Source organism: Alloiococcus sp. CFN-8 (genome assembly GCF_049943125.1).
GTDB lineage: Bacteria > Bacillota > Clostridia > Clostridiales > Clostridiaceae > JAEXZL01.
Genome location: NZ_CP188040.1, coordinates 3318185 through 3337109, shown reverse-complemented (window position 1 = coordinate 3337109; position 18925 = coordinate 3318185). Strand labels below are relative to the sequence as shown.

The 18925-nt window shown below is 33.9% G+C and carries 20 protein-coding genes; 2 read left to right on the top strand and 18 right to left on the bottom strand.

Features of this window, described 5'->3' with window-relative positions; genetic code table 11:
- Positions 1 to 151 precede the first annotated feature (151 nt).
- The gene (locus ACPWSR_RS15655) at positions 152 to 577 is read left to right on the top strand and encodes a hypothetical protein (RefSeq protein ID WP_426349161.1); all 426 of its coding nucleotides are present in this window, start codon (positions 152 to 154) and stop codon (positions 575 to 577) included.
- Positions 578 to 636: 59 nt separating this feature from the next.
- Here ACPWSR_RS15655 and ACPWSR_RS15650 read toward each other — a convergent pair whose 3' ends face one another.
- Positions 637 to 3186: a calcium-translocating P-type ATPase, PMCA-type gene (locus tag ACPWSR_RS15650; protein WP_426349160.1), complete on the bottom strand. Its 2550-nt coding sequence runs from the start codon at positions 3184 to 3186 to the stop codon at positions 637 to 639.
- A gap of 209 nt (positions 3187 to 3395) precedes the next feature.
- Between ACPWSR_RS15650 and ACPWSR_RS15645 the strand changes: the two genes are divergently transcribed.
- Entirely contained in the window at positions 3396 to 5045 is a 1650-nt protein-coding gene (locus ACPWSR_RS15645; RefSeq protein ID WP_426349159.1) for a putative manganese-dependent inorganic diphosphatase, read from the top strand.
- A gap of 108 nt (positions 5046 to 5153) precedes the next feature.
- Here the strand turns inward: ACPWSR_RS15645 and ACPWSR_RS15640 are convergent, their stop codons facing one another.
- The 17 genes from ACPWSR_RS15640 to ACPWSR_RS15560 all read right to left on the bottom strand — a co-directional run bounded on the left by ACPWSR_RS15640 (position 5154) and on the right by ACPWSR_RS15560 (position 18891).
- Complete coding sequence (locus tag ACPWSR_RS15640) at positions 5154 to 5909, bottom strand: hypothetical protein (RefSeq protein WP_426349158.1); 756 nt, start codon at positions 5907 to 5909, stop codon at positions 5154 to 5156.
- A 75-nt stretch (positions 5910 to 5984) separates the two neighbouring features.
- Positions 5985 to 6752 (bottom strand): flagellar hook-basal body complex protein, encoded by a 768-nt coding sequence (locus ACPWSR_RS15635; protein ID WP_426349157.1) that lies wholly within the window; start codon positions 6750 to 6752, stop codon positions 5985 to 5987.
- A 24-nt stretch (positions 6753 to 6776) separates the two neighbouring features.
- The gene (locus tag ACPWSR_RS15630) at positions 6777 to 7535 is read right to left on the bottom strand and encodes a flagellar hook-basal body complex protein (protein ID WP_426349156.1); all 759 of its coding nucleotides are present in this window, start codon (positions 7533 to 7535) and stop codon (positions 6777 to 6779) included.
- A 195-nt stretch (positions 7536 to 7730) separates the two neighbouring features.
- Complete coding sequence (locus ACPWSR_RS15625; RefSeq protein WP_426349155.1) at positions 7731 to 8168, bottom strand: hypothetical protein; 438 nt, start codon at positions 8166 to 8168, stop codon at positions 7731 to 7733.
- A gap of 8 nt (positions 8169 to 8176) precedes the next feature.
- Positions 8177 to 8905, bottom strand: coding sequence for a FliA/WhiG family RNA polymerase sigma factor (locus tag ACPWSR_RS15620; protein WP_426349154.1), 729 nt, complete (start codon positions 8903 to 8905; stop codon positions 8177 to 8179).
- A gap of 12 nt (positions 8906 to 8917) precedes the next feature.
- Positions 8918 to 9547 carry a flagellar brake protein gene (locus tag ACPWSR_RS15615; protein WP_426349153.1) on the bottom strand — a complete coding sequence of 210 codons (630 nt, stop codon included), beginning with the start codon at positions 9545 to 9547 and terminating at the stop codon, positions 8918 to 8920.
- Between the two features lie 27 nt (positions 9548 to 9574).
- Complete coding sequence (locus ACPWSR_RS15610; protein ID WP_426349152.1) at positions 9575 to 10294, bottom strand: hypothetical protein; 720 nt, start codon at positions 10292 to 10294, stop codon at positions 9575 to 9577.
- Positions 10288 to 11358: a flagellar biosynthesis protein FlhF gene (gene flhF, locus ACPWSR_RS15605; protein WP_426349151.1), complete on the bottom strand. Its 1071-nt coding sequence runs from the start codon at positions 11356 to 11358 to the stop codon at positions 10288 to 10290. Before flhF ends, ACPWSR_RS15610 begins: the two co-directional genes overlap by 7 nt.
- Entirely contained in the window at positions 11358 to 13418 is a 2061-nt protein-coding gene (flhA, locus tag ACPWSR_RS15600; protein ID WP_426349150.1) for a flagellar biosynthesis protein FlhA, read from the bottom strand. Before flhA ends, flhF begins: the two co-directional genes overlap by 1 nt.
- A gap of 16 nt (positions 13419 to 13434) precedes the next feature.
- Positions 13435 to 15264, bottom strand: a complete 1830-nt coding sequence (locus tag ACPWSR_RS15595) for a fused FliR family export protein/FlhB family type III secretion system protein (RefSeq protein ID WP_426349149.1) — start codon at positions 15262 to 15264, stop codon at positions 13435 to 13437.
- An 8-nt stretch (positions 15265 to 15272) separates the two neighbouring features.
- Positions 15273 to 15542, bottom strand: a complete 270-nt coding sequence (fliQ, locus tag ACPWSR_RS15590) for a flagellar biosynthesis protein FliQ (RefSeq protein ID WP_426349148.1) — start codon at positions 15540 to 15542, stop codon at positions 15273 to 15275.
- 11 nt (positions 15543 to 15553) lie between these two features.
- Positions 15554 to 16315, bottom strand: coding sequence for a flagellar type III secretion system pore protein FliP (gene fliP / locus ACPWSR_RS15585; protein WP_426349147.1), 762 nt, complete (start codon positions 16313 to 16315; stop codon positions 15554 to 15556).
- On the bottom strand, positions 16312 to 16668 hold the full coding sequence (locus tag ACPWSR_RS15580; RefSeq protein ID WP_426349146.1) for a flagellar biosynthetic protein FliO: 357 nt from the start codon (positions 16666 to 16668) through the stop codon (positions 16312 to 16314). Before ACPWSR_RS15580 ends, fliP begins: the two co-directional genes overlap by 4 nt.
- Before the next feature lie 7 nt (positions 16669 to 16675).
- A complete protein-coding gene (locus ACPWSR_RS15575) occupies positions 16676 to 17146 on the bottom strand; it encodes a flagellar basal body-associated FliL family protein (protein WP_426349145.1) in 471 nt (156 codons plus the stop codon).
- On the bottom strand, positions 17146 to 17889 hold the full coding sequence (locus ACPWSR_RS15570; protein WP_426349144.1) for an OmpA family protein: 744 nt from the start codon (positions 17887 to 17889) through the stop codon (positions 17146 to 17148). The genes ACPWSR_RS15575 and ACPWSR_RS15570 overlap by 1 nt, the downstream gene beginning before the upstream one ends.
- Positions 17882 to 18688 carry a motility protein A gene (locus ACPWSR_RS15565; protein ID WP_426349143.1) on the bottom strand — a complete coding sequence of 269 codons (807 nt, stop codon included), beginning with the start codon at positions 18686 to 18688 and terminating at the stop codon, positions 17882 to 17884. Before ACPWSR_RS15565 ends, ACPWSR_RS15570 begins: the two co-directional genes overlap by 8 nt.
- Positions 18689 to 18699: 11 nt before the next feature.
- Positions 18700 to 18891, bottom strand: coding sequence for a flagellar FlbD family protein (locus ACPWSR_RS15560; RefSeq protein WP_426349142.1), 192 nt, complete (start codon positions 18889 to 18891; stop codon positions 18700 to 18702).
- Positions 18892 to 18925: the final 34 nt, after the last annotated feature.

Here is an 18925-nt window from a genome sequence, read left to right as displayed (position 1 = left end):
GATATATTACCCTATCAGAAGAAATAAGTCTATTATTATAAGAAGGTATTTCATAGATTTCTGTATTATGATATAATACTTTTAGCTATCCACCTTAAAGGATATGCTACACATTGGCATTATTTTAAATAACAGGAAAAGGAGTATTAAAATGGGGTTTAAAGATAAGCTAGCTAAATATTATACGGAATCATATATAAAGAAATATGGTGATAGACTGGCACAGGTTCAAGGAAATGTTGTTTCTGTAAAGGTTGAAGAAAAAACAATACTTTGGATTTTTCATAAAATTACTGCTGTTTTATTAATCAAACCGGAAAGAAGCAAGAATGTTACTAAATGTGTTTATAATAAACATAAATGGTTTAAGAAGCCTTCCTTTATGAGTATTAATCAGGGTAATTATCTTGTTGTTCAGGGATTAAAAGGAAAAAAGAGTAAAAAAGCAAAAGAGAGTAGAGAAGTTATTGAAATAATGAATATAATGAATCTAACTACTAAAAAGAATTTAGTACCAGTAGAGGGTCAGCAAAATCAAATCAAGAGACAAATGCAGAGAAATCAAAAAATGAGATAAAATTTTTAAAAATATATAAACCGTCATAGATAATATTCTATGACGGTTTATATATTTGATTATTTTTTTGTCTTAAAAAATAGATATAAGCTATTCATAATCCCTATAATCCCTGAGAAGAATATAACAGTGAGCCATTGACCAAGTCCTAAGGTAGTAGTTTCAAATATATTATTAAAAAAGTCTATATATATTACAGCCAAGAGCATTAACACTGATACAGCCACAGCACCTAGCAGATAAGGATTTGTAAATATCTTAATCTCAAATATAGAATGTCTCTCTGATCTACATTCAAATACATGAAATAATTGCGATAAAACCAGTGTACCTAAGGCCATTGTACGACAGGTATCTAAGCTATAGCCATAATATTTACCATATATAAAAGAAAGTAGGGTACAGGTACCTATAAGCACCCCTCTAATCACAATCTTTTCGCTTAGCCCTCTTGCAAATATTCCTTCTTTCTTTTCTCTAGGCTTTTGTCCCATAACATCAATATCTGGCGGATCAACACTTAAAGCCATAGCTGGTAACCCATCTGTAGCTAAGTTAACAAATAAAATCTGAATTGGGCTTAAAGGATTCTCTAAGTAAAACAAGGAGGCTAAAAACATGGTTAAAACCTCACCCAGATTGCAGGATAGAAGATATCTTATAAACTTTCTTATATTATCGTAAATGACACGACCTTCCTCTACAGCTGAAACTATGCTGCTAAAGTTATCATCTAAGAGTATCATAGATGATGCCTCTTTTGTAACATCGGTACCTGATATTCCCATAGATACGCCAATATCCGCTTCCTTTACTGCCGGAGCATCATTGACACCGTCTCCTGTCATGGCTACTATATTATTGTTGCTTTTAAAAGCCCTTACAATTCTAAGCTTATGGTTAGGAGTAACCCTTGCAAAAACCCTTATTTTAGATACTACATTTTTAAGGTCATTGTCATCAATTTTCTCCAGCTCTTCTCCTGTCATAACCTCCTCTGGCTTGTAACAGATATCCAGCTCCTTTGCAACAGCATAGGCTGTGTTTTTATGATCTCCTGTAATCATTATAGGTCTTATCCCTGCAATTCTGCATTTTAATACAGCTTCCTTTACTTCCTTCCTAGGTGGATCCATAATCCCTAAGGTACTTACATAAACAAGCTCACTTTCCAAAAAATTATTATAGCTAATCCCTTTTTCCTTATAAGCTATACTTATACATCTTAGAGCCTTTGAAGACATAGTTTCTATATTTTTTAATATTTCCATCTTCTTTGAATTAGTTAACTGTACTACTTGGCCATTTTCCAATATGAAGGAGCATCTTTCAATGAGCTTTTCTGGAGCCCCTTTCACATAGCAGGTTTCCTTACCCCCTTCTCTAATAACTACTGACATAAGCTTTCTATTAGAATCAAAAGGAAGATCAAAGGTTCTAATTGCTTTGTCTAAATAAGCTTTCATCTCACTACCACTGGTATAAAAAGCTTTTATTAATGCAGTCTCTGTAGGATCCCCTTGTACAAGCTTATTTATATCTTTACCATCAAAGGTTATAATACAATCACTGCAATATAAACATGCCTTCTTCATTACAGGAACTTCTGGTATTTTATCTTTTATAATATCAACTATCTTCCCATCTACAAATATCGCCATTACAGACATCTTATTTTCTGTTAAGGTTCCTGTTTTATCACTGCAAATAACAGATGTACAGCCTAAGGTTTCTACTGCAGGAAGCTTTCTTATTAAGGCATTTCTCTTAAGCATCCTGGATACACCTAATGCTAATGAAACGGTAACAATAGCAGGAAGCCCTTCTGGTATAGCTGCTACCGCTAAACTAACTCCTAGCAGAAACATCTCTCCGACTGGTTGTCCCCTTAATATTCCTAAAGCCGTCACAGCAGCGCATATTACAAGACATATAACTACCATTATTTTTCCAAGATGATTGAGCTTTATTTTTATGGGTGATTTTTCCTCTTCTATAGATTGAAGCATATCAGCTATCTTACCCATCTCAGTTTTCATGCCTATCTGAGCTATTTTCACCTTACCCCTACCCTTTAAAATAGTTGTACCCATATACACATAATTATTTTTTCCCGTAGTAGATTTACTTACCCCCATGGATTCTCCTGTAAGGAGAGATTCATCCACTAACACACCACTACACTCAATGAGTACACCATCAGCAGGAATTCTATCTCCTGCTTCCAGAAGCACTATATCACCTATAGTGATCTCTTCTGCATTTACCACTCTCACTTTACCATCTCTTATAACCTTGCAGGTAGGAGCTGCCAGACTCTTTAATGCCTCTAAGGACTTTTCTGTCCTATATTCTTGTATAAAGCCTAAAACAGCATTTATAAAAACAATTATTAGTATAGTAATTGCATCGGACATCTCTCTCATGAGTCCAGATACTATTGTAGCTGCTAATAATACCCAAATTATAAAATCGTTGAATTGAGCCAATAAAATAAATATAGGTGATATTTTTTTCTTTTCAATTATGCTATTACTTCCATAGGCTGAGAGCCTTTTCATTGCTTCCTCACTGCTTAATCCTCTATGAAGTTCCTTCTCCTGTATCAACTAGTACACTCCCTTCTAATCATATAAATATCTATATTAATATATAAGTAATATTATGCAGTGCACTGTACTGGTATACCGAGATATTGTCATAATTTATACACCTTTTATAATTTCCATAATATATAGGTGACAATTTATCATTTAGGAAGTAAAATAATAGTTGCAGATATGTAAATTTTAAAATAATTTCGAAGGAGGATGTTAATTTGAAGGATCTTATATATGTCACTGGTCATAGAAACCCAGATTCTGATTCCATATGTGCAGCAATTGGTTATGCAGAATTTAAAAACAAGACAGGTTCCATAAAGGCGCAAGCTGTTAGACTGGGTGAGCCTAATAGAGAAACTCAGTTTATATTAGATTATTTCGGTGTTCCAAAGCCTCCTTTATTAGAAACGGTTAAGCTGCAGGTGGGTGATTTAAACATTGATAAAATCCACCCGATTGCTCCTGACATTTCTTTAAAAATGGCTTGGAATATTATGAAAAGCAATAATCTCAAGTCACTTCCTGTGGTAGATGATAATGATTATTTAATTGGAATTTTATCAGTATCTAGTTTAACAACAAATTTTATGGATATTTGGGATAACACTATCTTATCTAAAAGCAACGCTTCTATCGATAATATACTAGATACCTTATCAGGCGTCCTTATAACTGAATGCAATACCCCCCCTGATTTTAGAGGAAAGATTTTAGTAGCTGATATGGAGCCATCTAAGCTTAAGGACGTTGTAGAAATGGGAGATATAGTAATTGTTGGAGATAGAGATGAAGCACAAAGCCTTCTTATTGACAAAAAAATCTCTTTGATGATATTAGCCTTTTCCCATGAAATAAGTCCTGAGCTCAAGGAGAAGGCTGAGGCTAATGGAGTAACAATAATTTCTACTCCTCATGACACCTTTACAGCCTCAAGGCTCATCGTTCAGAGTATTCCAGTAAAGCATGTGATGGCAAAAGGTAATCTCATTGCCTTTTCTGTAGAGGAGCTAGTTGAGGATATTAAAGATATCATGATTCAAACCAGGTATAGAAGCTATCCTGTCCTAGATGAAAGCAACAAGGTCATTGGAATGATATCTAGATATCATCTTATTTCTAATCATAAAAAGAAGGTTATTCAGGTAGATCATAATGAAAGAAGTCAATCAGTTCATGGTCTTGAAGATGCAGAAATAATAGAGATAATAGATCATCATAGAGTGGCTGATATTCAAACTCTTACACCTATATACTTTAGAAATGAGCCCGTAGGAAGTACCTCCACCATTGTAGCTTCATGCTTTTTTGAAAATGGAATAAGACCATCAAAGCAGGCAGCAGGCTTATTAGCAGCAGCTATAATCTCTGATACTCTTTTGTTAAAGTCACCAACTACCACTCCAAAGGATGCTATGATCTTAAAAAGATTATGTGATATAGCTCATATCGATAGTGATGAATTTGCTCAGGAAATGTTTAAGGCAGGTACCTCACTGAAGGGAAAGACCATAGAAGAAATTTTCCATCAAGATTTTAAGACCTTCACTATTGAAGATGTAAAAATCGGTGTAGCACAGGTTTATACCATGGATAGAGAGGGCTTTATGCCAATTAAGGACGATATGCTAAATTATATGGAGAAAAAAAGTAAGGATGCTGGCTTAAAGGTTGTATTATTAATGCTTACAGATATACTCAATAAAGGCTCACAGATATATGCTGTCGGTTCCAAAAAAGATGTTATCGAAAAAGCCTTTGGCGTAACCATTAAGGATAATTCTTCTTATCTACCAGGAGTCGTTTCAAGAAAGAAACAAATAATACCTCCCCTTACGGCTGAGATAACATTACATAAAAAGAACTAAATAAACAAGACAGAGCCCATTAATTAATCTCTTCATATTATTACTGAGCATTAAGATATAATCTTCAGTAAATAGAAGGAGCATTTTAATGATAAGCCCTGTCTCTTTTTATTTGCTTAAACAAATTACCATGAATGCAATATAACTCACAAAGGAAGCTGTATATAATATGCCTGTATAGTGAACTATATTTTTTATAGAAATCCTATTCTTCTCTTTTCCATATGCCTTGATGTAACCATCTTCATCTTCCTGAAAGTAATAATAAAAGCTCACGCTTTCTATTGATGCTGCAATTACCTCTAAATTTAAAAAGGGCCTTCTAAAAGAATTTTCTAAATAATCTCCTTTGAAATCTATAGTTTTGCAACCTAGAACAAGTGCAATTACGTAAAGTATTACTTGAGCTATAAAAGCAGGAATAATGGTTAAAAAATTTACTATATAAGAGAGCTTTCTATAATTACCTTGTAGAGCAATATTGAAAAGTGTAAAGTAAATAAAGCCCATATAGTTACCAAGTACTAATATATAAAAAAGAGGGGCTATAAAACCGCTGACTAAAGCCTTACAATTAAGCGCAATGGTTTTATGAAATTTTATTTCTGAAGCATTTATGTTATTTTTTTCGCTGTTGCTAATATCAATAACCATAAAAGCAACAAGAAAACTTGTCCACTCGTTATTAAAATTTATAAAAAACCATACTCCCATTATAAGTAACAATAGATAAAATAAATAAACTAATACCCTTATTTTATTATATTTATCTCCTACTTCTTCAATTTTACTGAAGATAGCACTTCTTTTTAATGACCATAATAATATGCTGAGCAGGCAGCCTAAGGTATAACCTATTCCCATATTCTCACTCCTTACCGATTATACTTATATATATTCAAGGAGCTACATTATAATACGAGTTTTTTCACCTATTCACTATCTTCTTAAATCATTTATCATAGCCCACATTTCATCGGCAGTTTCTACAATCTTTGCCCCAAATTGATAAGCTCTTTGTGTTATTATCATATCGGTGAATTCTTCACCCATATCAACGTTTGAATTTTCAATATACCCTTGAAGGATATCTCCATCTCCCCCCATGACCATTTGGGATCCTTCCTGCATTTGATATAAGCTTTCACCTACAGAATAAAGTGCACTATCTCCCACAGGAGTGTAAAGAGGTATAGTAGCCACTATCTGATATTCTTCTCCTCTTTTAATAGCTATTTCACCATTTTTATTTACAGTTAAATTGTCAGAAGTAAATTGTACATTGTCATAACCATAGCCTTCCTTAAAGGATAGAAACAATAAATTACCTCGTCCATCGGTAAGTCTACCATATCCATCTAAATTTAAGCTTCCACTTCTGGTATAAGCAATGGTTCCATCAGGCTTTTCCATCCTGAAGAATCCTGATCCATCTATTGCTAAATCTGTCCTTAAAGAGGTTTCCGTTAGACTTCCCTGTGTAAAAGTCCTCAGTGCTTCAGTTGTTTTTACACCAGTACCTGTAAAAGCCTTTTCTGAATTAGTAGGATAACCAAGCTTATTATAGGTTTCACTCATAAGGTCAGTAAAATTTACATCAAGCTTTTTATAACCAGTGGTATTTACATTAGCCAAATTATTAGAAATAACATCAAGCTTTTCTTGATTAGCATTCATTGCAGTTTTCCCGTTCCAAAAAATTCTCAAAGGTAATCCTCCTTTTAATGATAATTATATTCGTCCTACTTCATTGGCAGCCTTGCTTAAGGTTTCATCAATTATCTGCACTACCTTTTGATTACTCTCAAAATTTCTCATTACAGTCATCATCTCTAGCATCTCATTAACGACATTCACATTAGATTTCTCTAATGCATTTTGCTTCACCTCACAATTTGCCCTAAAGCTACCGTCTCCACTATACAGGTTATCTCCTATCTTTTCCAAGTTATCATAGCTATCAAAATCAACAGTAAAAAAGCTATAGGATAAATTATTGTCTATATAGATATTATTATTACTTAGGGTTATATTACTATTACCAACATATATGGGCGTTATTTCATTGCTAGAAGAATTAACTCCTAAAACCCTATCTCCAGTAGAACTAACCAAAAACCCTTGATTATCAACATTAAAGCTTCCATCTCTTGAAAAGAAACGATTTCCATCTCTCTCCACTGTAAAGAATCCTCTACCGATTATGGCAAAATCTCTTTCATTATCTGTATCTTCGATTGTACCTTGTGTAAAGGAGGTTATGGTTTCATCTATTCTGCTACCAAGAGATAATCCACCTAACTCCTGTCTCTTCCCACCCCTGGATGATCCATCATAATTTTGAATCAGTACCTCTTTAAAGCTTTCAGCAACAATCTTATCACTTTTAAAGCCAATAGTATTTACATTTGCAATGTTATTTGTAACTACTTCCTGTTTAGACTGTTGGGTTATAAGCCCTGAAACAGCTGTGTATAATCCTCTTATCATTATCTTAGTCCCCCTTTTCAATAACCTTCATTTCATCAGGATACTTCATTCCCATTTCTCTGGCTCTTTCTTCTATTATTTCATCTGCAATTTTACTATCCATCTTAAATGGAAGGGATAAGACTATGCTGAGTAATAAACCTAAGCCAATTCCAAATAATATTTTGGGATCTATAAGCTTTCTTATTATTTGGCTTAATGTGGAAACAACTCTTTTATTAATAAGACCTCACCCTTCCCTGCTCCAGTTTTATGACAGATATCTTCAATAGACATATCATCGGCTAATAGCTCACGAACTTTTTCTACTTTTATATTGTCCACAGAATCTTTTTTATTCTTTAGCCTTTTACTAACCGTCTTATGGAGGTTTATATCCTTTATCTCCCCTTTTAAATAGCTTATATCTTCATTAAGCTTATCAATCTTAGTTTTAAGCTCTTCAATTTCCTGCTGCTCAATTAAAAAGCTTTCTCCAATCTCACTTCTAAGTTCAATTAGCCTATAGGATAATTCATCTTCCTTCTTCATATTTAGCTCATTAGAAAAAGTAGTACTACTTTCTTCATTAAACACCTTTTTATAATTACTTATTATTAATATTAGACCTAAAAAAATGATTAGAATCTCCATTACTTCACCTATACATGGTATTTTAGCTTTTGAAGTGTACTTCTTAGATGAATTATTGCTCTGCTATGGAGCTGGCATACTCTAGATTCTGATACATTAAGTATTTTTCCTATTTCCTTAAGGGTTAAATTTTCATAGTAATAAAGGGTTAGGACCTGCCTGTCCTTATCTTTAAGCAATTCAATAGCCTTTCCTAGAAACTCTAGCTGTTCTTTTTCTTCATAAGATTTTTCAGGGCTTGGACTTTTGTCATCCTCGATAGTTCCAATTAGAGGAATATCGTCCTCTTCGGAAAATATTAAATCCTCAAGAGATACTATTGAAATATAATTTATATAGTTCTCTATCTCTGACAAATCAGCTAAGCTTATTCCCATTTCTATAGCTACTTCCTGATTGCTAGGCTCTCTTAACAGCTCACTTTGTAGTTTGTCTACTGTTTGATTGTATCTATTAAGCTTGTCCATTGCTCCTTTTGAAATTGGACTATCTTTTCTTATCTGGTCAATCATAGCCCCTTTAATTCTAATAGACGCATATGTAGAGAACTTCATTCCTTTTGTCTCATCAAATTTCTTTATAGCATCCATAAGACCTAACATACCGTAGCCAACCAAATCTTCATAATCTATGTACTTACTTTTCCCTATAATAACTCTCGAAGCTATGTACTTTACTAAAGGTATAAATTTCCTAACTAAATCTTCCTTTATCTCTAACGCTGAAGCTATTGCCACACTAACCCCCCCTTATAAAAGTTCTCTCTGTTTTCTCATAATGTCAAAAACAATTTTAATTATACTTTCTCTAGTAAATGAACTTATCTCATCAAAGGTTATACCGTAAACCCTCTCCCCGTGAGCATCTATTTCACTCCTCACTACTGATCCTGTTATCTTCAGTTCATGTGATCCATAATTAATTATTGTAGTTATTTTTTCTCCACTTTTTATTTGTTCCTTTATTTTAACTTTCATTCCACCGCCACTTAGATCGATTAAGAAGCCTTTATTAATTAGCTTGATATCCTTTGTGTCTTTGCCCTTGGTATACTTAATTATTTGGTTATACTTAACCCTCACATAATCTCTTCTTTGAACCTTTTGTGCTCTATTTGGATAATTTATGATAAGATATGCTAGCTTCCCTTCATTCTTTCTAGCCTTTATAGCCTCAGAATACTGGTATACCTCTCCATCCTCTTGAAAGTGAATAATATTTAATACCTCTCCCACTGCAGCAGGCAAATATCCAAGCTCAGCAACTGGTATATTTATTGTAAGTTCCCCATGATTGATGTCCTGGACAGTACTTTTATATATCTTTTTATTCCACATAATCTCTATTCTGTCATTTAACTTTGCTTTTAACCCTTTCATGCTGTCACCCCTGAGCTTTAATATCTTTTAAAATTTTTTTGATAATACTTCTCCAGCAATTCTCTGTATATCTAAGGCCGAATTTCTTAAAATAACACCAGAATATTCAATTTCTATATCTAAAAATCTTTTCACTACACTATTAATGTTGTTATATGTATAGTAGCCTTCCTGAATATTATTAGGCTTATAAACTATAAGCTTAACCTTATCCATAAGCTTATGGTGATTTATAGCTTTAATTAAGCTATAGGTCTCTGTTATTGAATTAATCTGTGTATTAGTAATCACATAAACCATGTCACTTAAGGTGATATAAGATAAAGCAGTATCATCTGTATCTGCTCCAGTGTAAATTAAAATATAGTTAAAATCTCCTATATTATGGAGCTGTTCTTTTATACCTTGTATTTTTCTATATTCATAAGAATTTTTATTATTTTTTGAAAATCCTTGTAATATCTTCACCCCTAAAGGGCTATTTATTATGCTGTTTTTTAAATTTGTCATAGAGGAATTGTAGTTTAACATATCAATAAAGGGTTGCTCCTTATTTAAAGCTTCCTCACTTTTCTCTATTATAATTAATACTTTTTCCCCCTTTATAGCTATTGCTTCAGCTAACTTTAAAGCAAAGTTTCCATCCTCTTCTCCTACATTCCTTGAAACGATAGTTATAATTTTAGAATGCATATCTTTATTTGTGAGATTCGCTAATTGTCTTAAGGTTTCAGCCTGATCTAACATAGGTTGTCCTCCTTAAGAATTAATCTCACCAGCTTATCTTTTGTAGGTACCTGAATATCCTCCGGTACATTCTGACCTGTAGTTATATAGCTCACTGGAACCTTTGCAGCATTAGCTATTGAAAGGATTACACCATAGGTCATTGTTTCATCAAGCTTAGTTACTATCAACCTTGTATAGGCTAAGGTTTTATAAGCTTCTATAATATTAACTACATCCTTATCCTTTGTTCCCGCACTTATTACCAGATGGATATCCTTGCTCTTACTTTTATCAATAAAGGCCCTCAGCTCAGAAATCTGCATTGAATTCTTTGAGCTCCTTCCAGTAGTATCAATAAGTACCACATCACAGTGAGATAGTTCCTTTATAGCTTCCTCCATATCCTTTAAAGTCACCACCACCTTAAAGGGTATATTCATAATCTCTGCATAGGTTTTTAATTGTTCTACTGCACCTATTCTGTAGGTATCAACAGTAATTAATCCTACACTTTTCTTATCTATTAAAGATAGCCTTCCAGCGAGCTTTGCAATTGTAGTAGTTTTCCCTACCCCTGTAGGTCCAACCAAAACCACATTACCTTTAAGTTCACGGCTACTGACAGATAGATAGGGCTTTAGTAGCTTCGGTAGGTTTTTCTGTGCCTTTTCCTCTGTAATGTCCCCTTCTTTTACAGTATTTATTATTTCTTCTATTAACTCATCACTTAAATCAAGCTCCGTAAGCATTTTCCTAAAAGGTGATTCTTTTTCTTTTGATTCATCTATAGAACTTTTTAATTTTTGTAGCTCCCGGAGTATTTCTTCGGTTTTATCACTGTTATTATGAGGATGTCCCATTCTTTTATCATAGTAATAAGAAGTGGTATTTATATTTACATCGTCTCTAGTTTTTTCCTCTTTAGCAGCGGTAATCTCGATAAGTTTGCTGGAAAACAGCCCCCATAGCCCCTGCTTTCTTACCTTTCTCTGACTTACAATTAAGGCCTCTCCTCCCATGTCTGATTTAATTTTCGCCATTACCTCAGTTATGTTATTTCCTGTATATCTCTTAACTACCATTAAATATTCACAACCCCTTGAGTTTTTATTTCTATGTCATTAGGTATCTCATTTAAAGAAATAACCATTATTTGAGGAAAAACCATCTCTATAAGCTTTTTAAATGCTGGTCTTATCTTTGGTGAAACAAGAATAACTGGCTGATTATTGTTAAAATAAATGGTATCAATTATTTTATTTATGTTATCGAAGAGTCTTTGCGTTTTATCTGGCTCCAGCATGATAAAGCTGCTCTGTGGTGTCTTCTGTAGATTATTGCTAAGCATCACTTCAAGTTCAGGAGCAAGGGTTGCTACAATAACCTTTCTACTTTCATCAATCAAGCTACTGCTGATATTTCGATTCAGTGAATATCTAACATATTCCGTTAGGAGTTCAATATCTCTTGTATTTCTTGAATTATCAGCTAAGGATTCCAATATTGTTGCCATATCTCTTATGGATACTCTTTCTCGGAGTAAATTTTGAAGGACCTTTTGAACTTCTCCAATGGTCATAAGATCTGGTATAAGTTCCTCTACTACTGCACTATATTTTTCCTTAACCGTATCTATTATGAGTTTAGTTTCTTGTCTTCCCAAAAGCTCATAAGAATGAGACTTAATTGCCTCAGTCAAATGAGTTACCATTACAGTAGTAGGATCAACAACAGTGAGACCCTGTATTTCTGCTTCTTCTCTTTGATCCTTATTTATCCAAACTGCCGGCAGGCCAAAAGTAGGCTCTAGGGTTTTTATTCCTGAAATTTGATTGTTATCTCCAGAGGGATCCATACAGAGTAGCATATTTGCCATAAGCTCTGAGGATGCAATTACTGTACCTCTGATTTTTATATTGTACTGATTATTTTTTATTTGAAGATTATCTCTAATTCTTATATGCTGAACTATAATACCCATTTCAATGGCACATTGTCTTCTTACAGAAGCTATCCTTTGGAGGAGATCCCCACCATTCCTATCATCTGCTAAGGGAATAAGACCATAACCTATTTCTACTTCTAAGGGTTCCAAAGAAATTAATGAAGCTACATTTTCAGGCTCTCTCTTTTCGATCTCAGTAATTTCTGCTTGCTCACTTTCTATGTTAGCAGCAAGCTGCTCTTTTTCATCCTTATAAAGAAGATAAGCACTTATACCAGAGGCAAAGGATAAGAGTAAAAAAGGAAACATAGGTAGTCCTGTAAAAGCTAAGGCAAATAAAACTACAGAAGCAATGGCTATAACCTGAGGGAAGGCAGTAAGCTGTCTTCCTAATTGATTTCCTAAATTTTCATCACTGCCTGCTCTAGTTACAAGCACACCAGAGGCGGTAGATATCAAAAGTGCAGGTATCTGGCTAACTAAACCGTCTCCTATGGTTAAAATGGTGAATTTCTCCATGGCTTCTAAAGCTCCCATATTAAGAAGTACAATCCCTAAGATTATACCTCCAAGAATGTTTATCACAGTAATTATTATTCCAGCTATGGCATCACCCTTTACAAATTTCGATGCACCATCCATAGCTCCATAAAAATCTGCCTCCTGCTGGAGCTTCCTCCTCCTAATCCTGGCCATTTGTTCATCAATAAGTCCAGCATTAAGGTCCGCATCTATACTCATCTGCTTTCCTGGCATTGCATCTAAAGTAAATCTAGCTGAAACCTCAGATACTCTTCCAGCTCCATTAGTTATTACCATAAACTGTATAATTATAATAATTAAGAATATTATTATACCAACAATGTAATTTCCTCCAGTTACGAAGTTACCAAAAGCCTCAATTACTGAACCTGCATCTCCATCTCTTAAGATCAATCGAGTAGATGAAATATTTAAGCCTAGCCTAAAAAGAGTAGTAATCAAAAGTAGTGTTGGAAATATAGAAAACTGAAGCACCTCTGTGGTGAACATAGTTATTAATAGGATTACTAAGGATATTGTTATATTGATTACAAGTAATACATCTAATATTACTGCTGGAAGTGGTATTATCATCATCATGACTATACCAATAACACTAAAGGCTACAATTATATCAATTTTATTCTTTATATTTACCTGTCTTGTTTCAGCCATGTAGTAACATCACCTTTTATCTAGTTTTTTTTAGTTTGTATATAGCAGCCAATATTTCTGCTACACCTTTATATAACTCTGGTGGTATTTCATTATCTATACTTACTTCATCATATAACTTTCTTGCCAATGGTCGATTCTCTACTATAGGTATACTATTCTTTTTAGCAGCTTCCTTGATTCTCATTGCTAAATAGTCAGCACCTTTCGCCACTACCTTAGGAGCAGAATTTGTATTATCTGTATATTTTAAAGCTACTGCAAAATGCGTTGGATTTGTGACTATAACTGTAGCCTCAGGAATAGACTGCATCATGCGCCTAGTAGCGAATTCTCGTTGTTTCTGTTTAATTTTTGATTTTAACTGAGGATCACCCTCATCTTGCTTATATTCTTCTTTTACTTCCTGCTTTGTCATTTTAAGTTCTTTATTAAAGCTATACCTTTGATAAATAAAGTCAATTATTGCAATAACTATTAATACAAGTACAACCTTAAGAAAAATCCCTAAAAAAAGTTCTTTTATTTGAAATATCAAGGATGGCAGGTATAGATTACCTACAGTTAATATTTTTGTAAAATTATCCTTTAAATATCCATAACCACTATAGGCTATTATAGCTACGATAGCTAAGTTTTTTATAAGCTCTATCCCTGTCTTTTGAGAGAACATTCTTTTAAAGCCGCTAATTGGATTAATCTTAGAAAACTCAGGCTTTAATGGTTTAGTGGAAAATATAAATCCTGTTTGTACAAAGTTCGCAAATATTCCCATGACCATTATTGGAATCACAATTGGCAACAAAGCAATTGCAATTCTCCCTAAGGCTGTTATTAGGTTTTTTTGAAGAAATTTAAAATCTAATCCTGTTGTGAAATCTATAGAAATAAAATGTATAAAGGTATCTCTTAAGCTACCGGATACAAATCCACTGAACCCAGCTAATAGTAGAGTACATGCTAGCAGGGTTAAGGCTTGATTCATTTCTTTACTTTTGGCTACTTGACCCTTTTTTCGTGCTTCTTGCTTTTTTCTTGGTGTAGCATCCTCAGTTTTTTCCTCAGCAGCAAAGATAAGCATTACTGGGACAGCCTTTAATATATCCCTTATATTGGTAGGTATATTGTCAAAAATTAATGCTATACCCCTAAGGAGATAAGGAAGAAATAGCAAAATAGCAGCTAATCCAGCTATTAACTTTATTGGAAGCCCTAATATCATCACATTAATTTGAGGAACAGACCTAGAAACTAAACCCATTATTATATCAGTGATTAATATTATGAGTATTACTGGAATTGCTAATTGTACTGCTAAAGCAAAATAGCTAATAAAGCCTTGAAGCATAATCCAGATACTATCTTGAAAAACGATATTACTACCAAGAGCTACAGCTTCATAGCTTTCAATAATAATATTTATTAATAAATGATGACCATCAGCTATTATAAAAACTGTAATAGCAATATAGTAAAATAGCCTTTCGATTAAAGAACTGTTAGAGCTTGTAGTAGGATCATAGAGCGATACCATCGACAATCCCACATAAAGGTCTAATAGACTACCAGCAATCCTGATAGCTTCTATAGTCAGGCTTACAGCTACTCCTAAGAACAAACCAGCACAAGTCTCACTAATAACTGCCATAATAAATGCTGAAGCTTTAGTTAAGTCTATAGCAGCATCATAAAAATAGCTAGAAATAATGAATGCCAATACTAAGGATAAAGCAATTTTAATCTGATTGGGTGTTCCCTTAGGAAAGAGTATTGGGAGAACCATAAAAAAGCTTATTAGCCTTAAGGAAATTAAAAATGTTATGAGTAAATATTCAGTTTCAAACACTTCATCACCTATTGGGTAATAGTTGAGATTAGCTGAAAGATTCTATTGGTAAAACCTATAAGGTTATGTAGCATCCAGTTACCTAAAAATATTCCAACAACAGCTATAGCAATTAGTTTAGGAACAAAGGTTAAGGTTTGCTCCTGGATTTGAGTTGTTGCCTGGAATATACTTATTATAAGACCAACCAACAATGACACCGCTAAAATCGGAGCTGCTACCATGAGGCCTGTGGTTATAGCATCCTTTACTACCCCTATTACTATATTTTCACTCATAATTTATCCTCCTAAAAAAAGCTTTTGATTATTGATTCAACCATTATATTCCAACCATCTACCATAACGAAAAGCAATAGCTTAAATGGCAGAGAAATTATTGTAGGTTGAAGCATAAACATACCCATTGACATAAGAACACTTGCAACGACTAAGTCGATAATTAGAAAAGGTATATACAATAAGAAGCCTATCTGGAAGGCTGTTTTTAGTTCACTTATAATAAATGCTGGAACTACTATATGTAAGGGTATATTTTCCATAGTCAGCTCTTCCTCGCTAACTTCTGACAACTCCACAAAGAGCTCTAGGTCCTTATCTCTCGTCTGAGTTAGCATAAATCTTCGTATTGGTGCTGAGGCTCTCTCCATTGCCTCCTGCTGATTTATCTCTTCATTCATAAAAGGCACCAGAGCTTCTGTATTGATCTCATTGTATACTGGAGCCATAATAAATATTGTAAGAAAGAGAGCTAGTCCTATAAATATTTGATTTGGTATTGACTGCTGCACGCCAATAGCTCCCTTTAAGAAGGAAAAGGTTACTATAATTCTAGTGAAGGAGGTCATCATTATAATAAAGGATGGCAGCAAGGTTAGTACAGTAAGAAGGAGCATTAGTCTTATGTTTGACACATAAGCTGAAGGAGAATCCCCTCCTGTTAAATCTGGTAATTCGATTAAGGATTCAGCTTTTACTGGCGCTATCTTAGTCAAAACTAACAAAGCTACTAATATGAAAGTTGTCCTTATTAATCTTTTAGTATTTATCATCTGCTCAGCCAATCCTTTACTTTTAATTTTCCTATGAGCTTATCCATTTCAATTTTATTGTTCTCAACCTTTGAGGTTCTCTCTTCTTGAATTTTCATAATCTCTTCTGAGGTTAATTCGTCAATAACATCAAAGCCCTTAGGTCCCGATGCCAAAAAGTAACCCCTGTCTCCTAAGCTTACTACCAAAAGACAAGTATCCTTTGATATTGGTAATCTTTCTATAACCTTTATAGCTTCTGTAGATTTTAAGCCTATGAGTTTTTTGCTGCTTATGCTATAAAAAATATATATTAGCAGCAATATAAAGATTAAAGAAAAAATAATTTTAAGTATGTATGTAATTGTATCCATATTATTATCATTGAATTATAAGCTCAGGAAAATAGACTCCAATTACTTGTCCATTCTCTAGCTTAGAATTAAACTTTTCAACTAGCTCCTTTTTAATTAATTCTGTTCCCTCTACAGATGATAGCTCCTTAGAGGTTTTACTTCTTAAAACCGTTAAAGCTGCATCTTTCAAAATTGGCTTAGTTCTCTCTAGCTGCAGTTCTTTAAATAGAGACTCGTTATTTGAATCATAAGAAAGATATATTACAACCTTAAGATATCTATTACTGTCACTATCGGCCAAATTAATTAAAAATTCATCAACAGAGTAGGTCTCAACATTTACAGCATCCACTCTTTCATCAAAGTCTGGAAGTATCTTCCCTGAAGCCATATAGGAGCCTGCAAACAAACCAATACCAGAGAATATGACTGCGAAAATTATAATGAGCATAATCATATTTCTCCTAGAGTTTTTTACGTTATTTACTTCTGCCATTATTTATCCTCCTTAAGGCTGGCAATTATCAAAATATTTACCCTCCTATTTTTGGTTCTTCCCTGCTCTGAACTATTTTCTGCTATAGGCTTATACTCTCCATACCCTGCTGCAGATAATCGTTCAGCCGTTATCTTCTTTACCTCTACAAAATATCTAACAACATTTACAGACCTAATTGCTGATAGCTCCCAATTTGTATCAAATTCAGCACTATGCATGGGAACATTATCTGTATGGCCTTCTACAATTACTTTATTGGGAAAGGTTTTTAGAAGCTCGGCTATCACATCCAGCACTTCTTCACTATCCTCTCTCAAATCAGCCTTTCCTGACTGATATAAAATACTTTCCTTAAGCTGAAGAATTATACCCCTATCGTCTTCTTTTACCTCTACAGTATTTTGAAGCTTATTAGAGTCTATAAATTCATTTACCTTATTGTACATCTCTAGCATTTCACTATTCATCTTTTCAGGTATAGGTGTATCAGCATCCTTTATTCCAACTATAGGTGAGTCTCCATTCTCATTGTTATATTCTAGAATTGTATCGCCAGACTTTCCAGTCAAAACCATCTGTAGTGAAGTGGCTATCTCCGCTAGCTTCTGCTCATTTATAGAAGAAAAGGAGTACAGGAGTATAAAAAATGTTAAAAGCAGTGTAATAGTATCTGCATAAGTGGAGAGCCATTCATCGCCTCTAAGACCATCAGGCTTGCTTTTCCCTTTCCTTCTAGACACCTTCAACCACTCCCTCTACAATCTTAGCTTCTTTAAACCTCTTTCTCTCCTTAGGAGGTAGATAGCTAACGAGCTTATCTTCAACAATTCTTGGGTTTACCCCTGACTGAATAGCCAGTATTCCCTCCAGCATCATATCCTTAACTGCCGCTTCTTCTTCATTTTTATGAGCTAGCTTTGCAGACATAGGGTTAAATACCAAGTTAGCCATTATAGCACCATAAAAGGTAGTTATTAATGCCTTTGCCATTCCTGATGCAATTGCTGAGGAGTCAGATAAGTAAGCAAGCATTTGTATAAGTCCAATAAGTGTACCTATCATACCAAATGCAGGCGCATAGCCTCCCCAGGCCTTTAGTATACCAATCCCCACATTATGCCTATTCTCCATTTCATTTATTTCTAGCTCCATAATATCCTTAATGGTTTCTGGTTCTATTCCATCTATAACCATTTGAAGTCCTTTCTTAAGGAAGTCATCTTCAAGTGTAACAATCTCATCTTCTAGAGAAAGTAATCCTTCTCTTCTGGCTTTTTTAGAAAGGTCAGTAAATATATTTATAGTCTCAATGCCTGATGTAGGTGAATCCTTAAAAGATACCGCCATTACTTTAAATATATTTTTTACATCCTTCATGGGGTAATTGACTAGTAAAGCACAGAAGGAACCTCCGATTGTTATGATTACAGAAGCAAAATCCCAAAATATTATAAGCTCTGATCCCATAGTCATGGACCAAAGAAGCATAACACTACCAAGTCCTAAGCCTATAATAGTTAAATGATCCTTTCTATTCATAATTCTGCCCCCTAACAGCCTCTGTTGTATATTTTCTTTTTAAATGATATGATTTTTTCTATTACTTCCTCAGGAGTCTCTAGTACTAGATATTTTTTCCCATTGGTTAATGTTATTAAGGTTTCTGGAACCTCTTCTAGCTTTTCAATATGCTCAGAGTTCAAAACAAATTGTTTTTTGCCTATTGTTGTTAAATAAACCATGGTATTTCTCCTTTATAATCCTTAGAGAGGAGAA

Coding starts and splice junctions, on each gene's coding strand:
- ACPWSR_RS15655 (WP_426349161.1), top strand. CDS start 152: ATGGGGTTTAAAGATAAGCTAGCTAAATATTATACGGAATCATATATA.
- ACPWSR_RS15640 (WP_426349158.1), bottom strand. CDS start 5,909: ATGGGAATAGGTTATACCTTAGGCTGCCTGCTCAGCATATTATTATGG.
- ACPWSR_RS15630 (WP_426349156.1), bottom strand. CDS start 7,535: ATGATAAGAGGATTATACACAGCTGTTTCAGGGCTTATAACCCAACAG.
- ACPWSR_RS15625 (WP_426349155.1), bottom strand. CDS start 8,168: ATGGAGATTCTAATCATTTTTTTAGGTCTAATATTAATAATAAGTAAT.
- ACPWSR_RS15615 (WP_426349153.1), bottom strand. CDS start 9,547: ATGAAAGGGTTAAAAGCAAAGTTAAATGACAGAATAGAGATTATGTGG.
- ACPWSR_RS15610 (WP_426349152.1), bottom strand. CDS start 10,294: ATGTTAGATCAGGCTGAAACCTTAAGACAATTAGCGAATCTCACAAAT.
- flhF (WP_426349151.1), bottom strand. CDS start 11,358: ATGGTAGTTAAGAGATATACAGGAAATAACATAACTGAGGTAATGGCG.
- flhA (WP_426349150.1), bottom strand. CDS start 13,418: ATGGCTGAAACAAGACAGGTAAATATAAAGAATAAAATTGATATAATT.
- fliQ (WP_426349148.1), bottom strand. CDS start 15,542: ATGAGTGAAAATATAGTAATAGGGGTAGTAAAGGATGCTATAACCACA.
- fliP (WP_426349147.1), bottom strand. CDS start 16,315: ATGATAAATACTAAAAGATTAATAAGGACAACTTTCATATTAGTAGCT.
- ACPWSR_RS15580 (WP_426349146.1), bottom strand. CDS start 16,668: ATGGATACAATTACATACATACTTAAAATTATTTTTTCTTTAATCTTT.
- ACPWSR_RS15575 (WP_426349145.1), bottom strand. CDS start 17,146: ATGGCAGAAGTAAATAACGTAAAAAACTCTAGGAGAAATATGATTATG.
- ACPWSR_RS15565 (WP_426349143.1), bottom strand. CDS start 18,688: ATGAATAGAAAGGATCATTTAACTATTATAGGCTTAGGACTTGGTAGT.
- ACPWSR_RS15560 (WP_426349142.1), bottom strand. CDS start 18,891: ATGGTTTATTTAACAACAATAGGCAAAAAACAATTTGTTTTGAACTCT.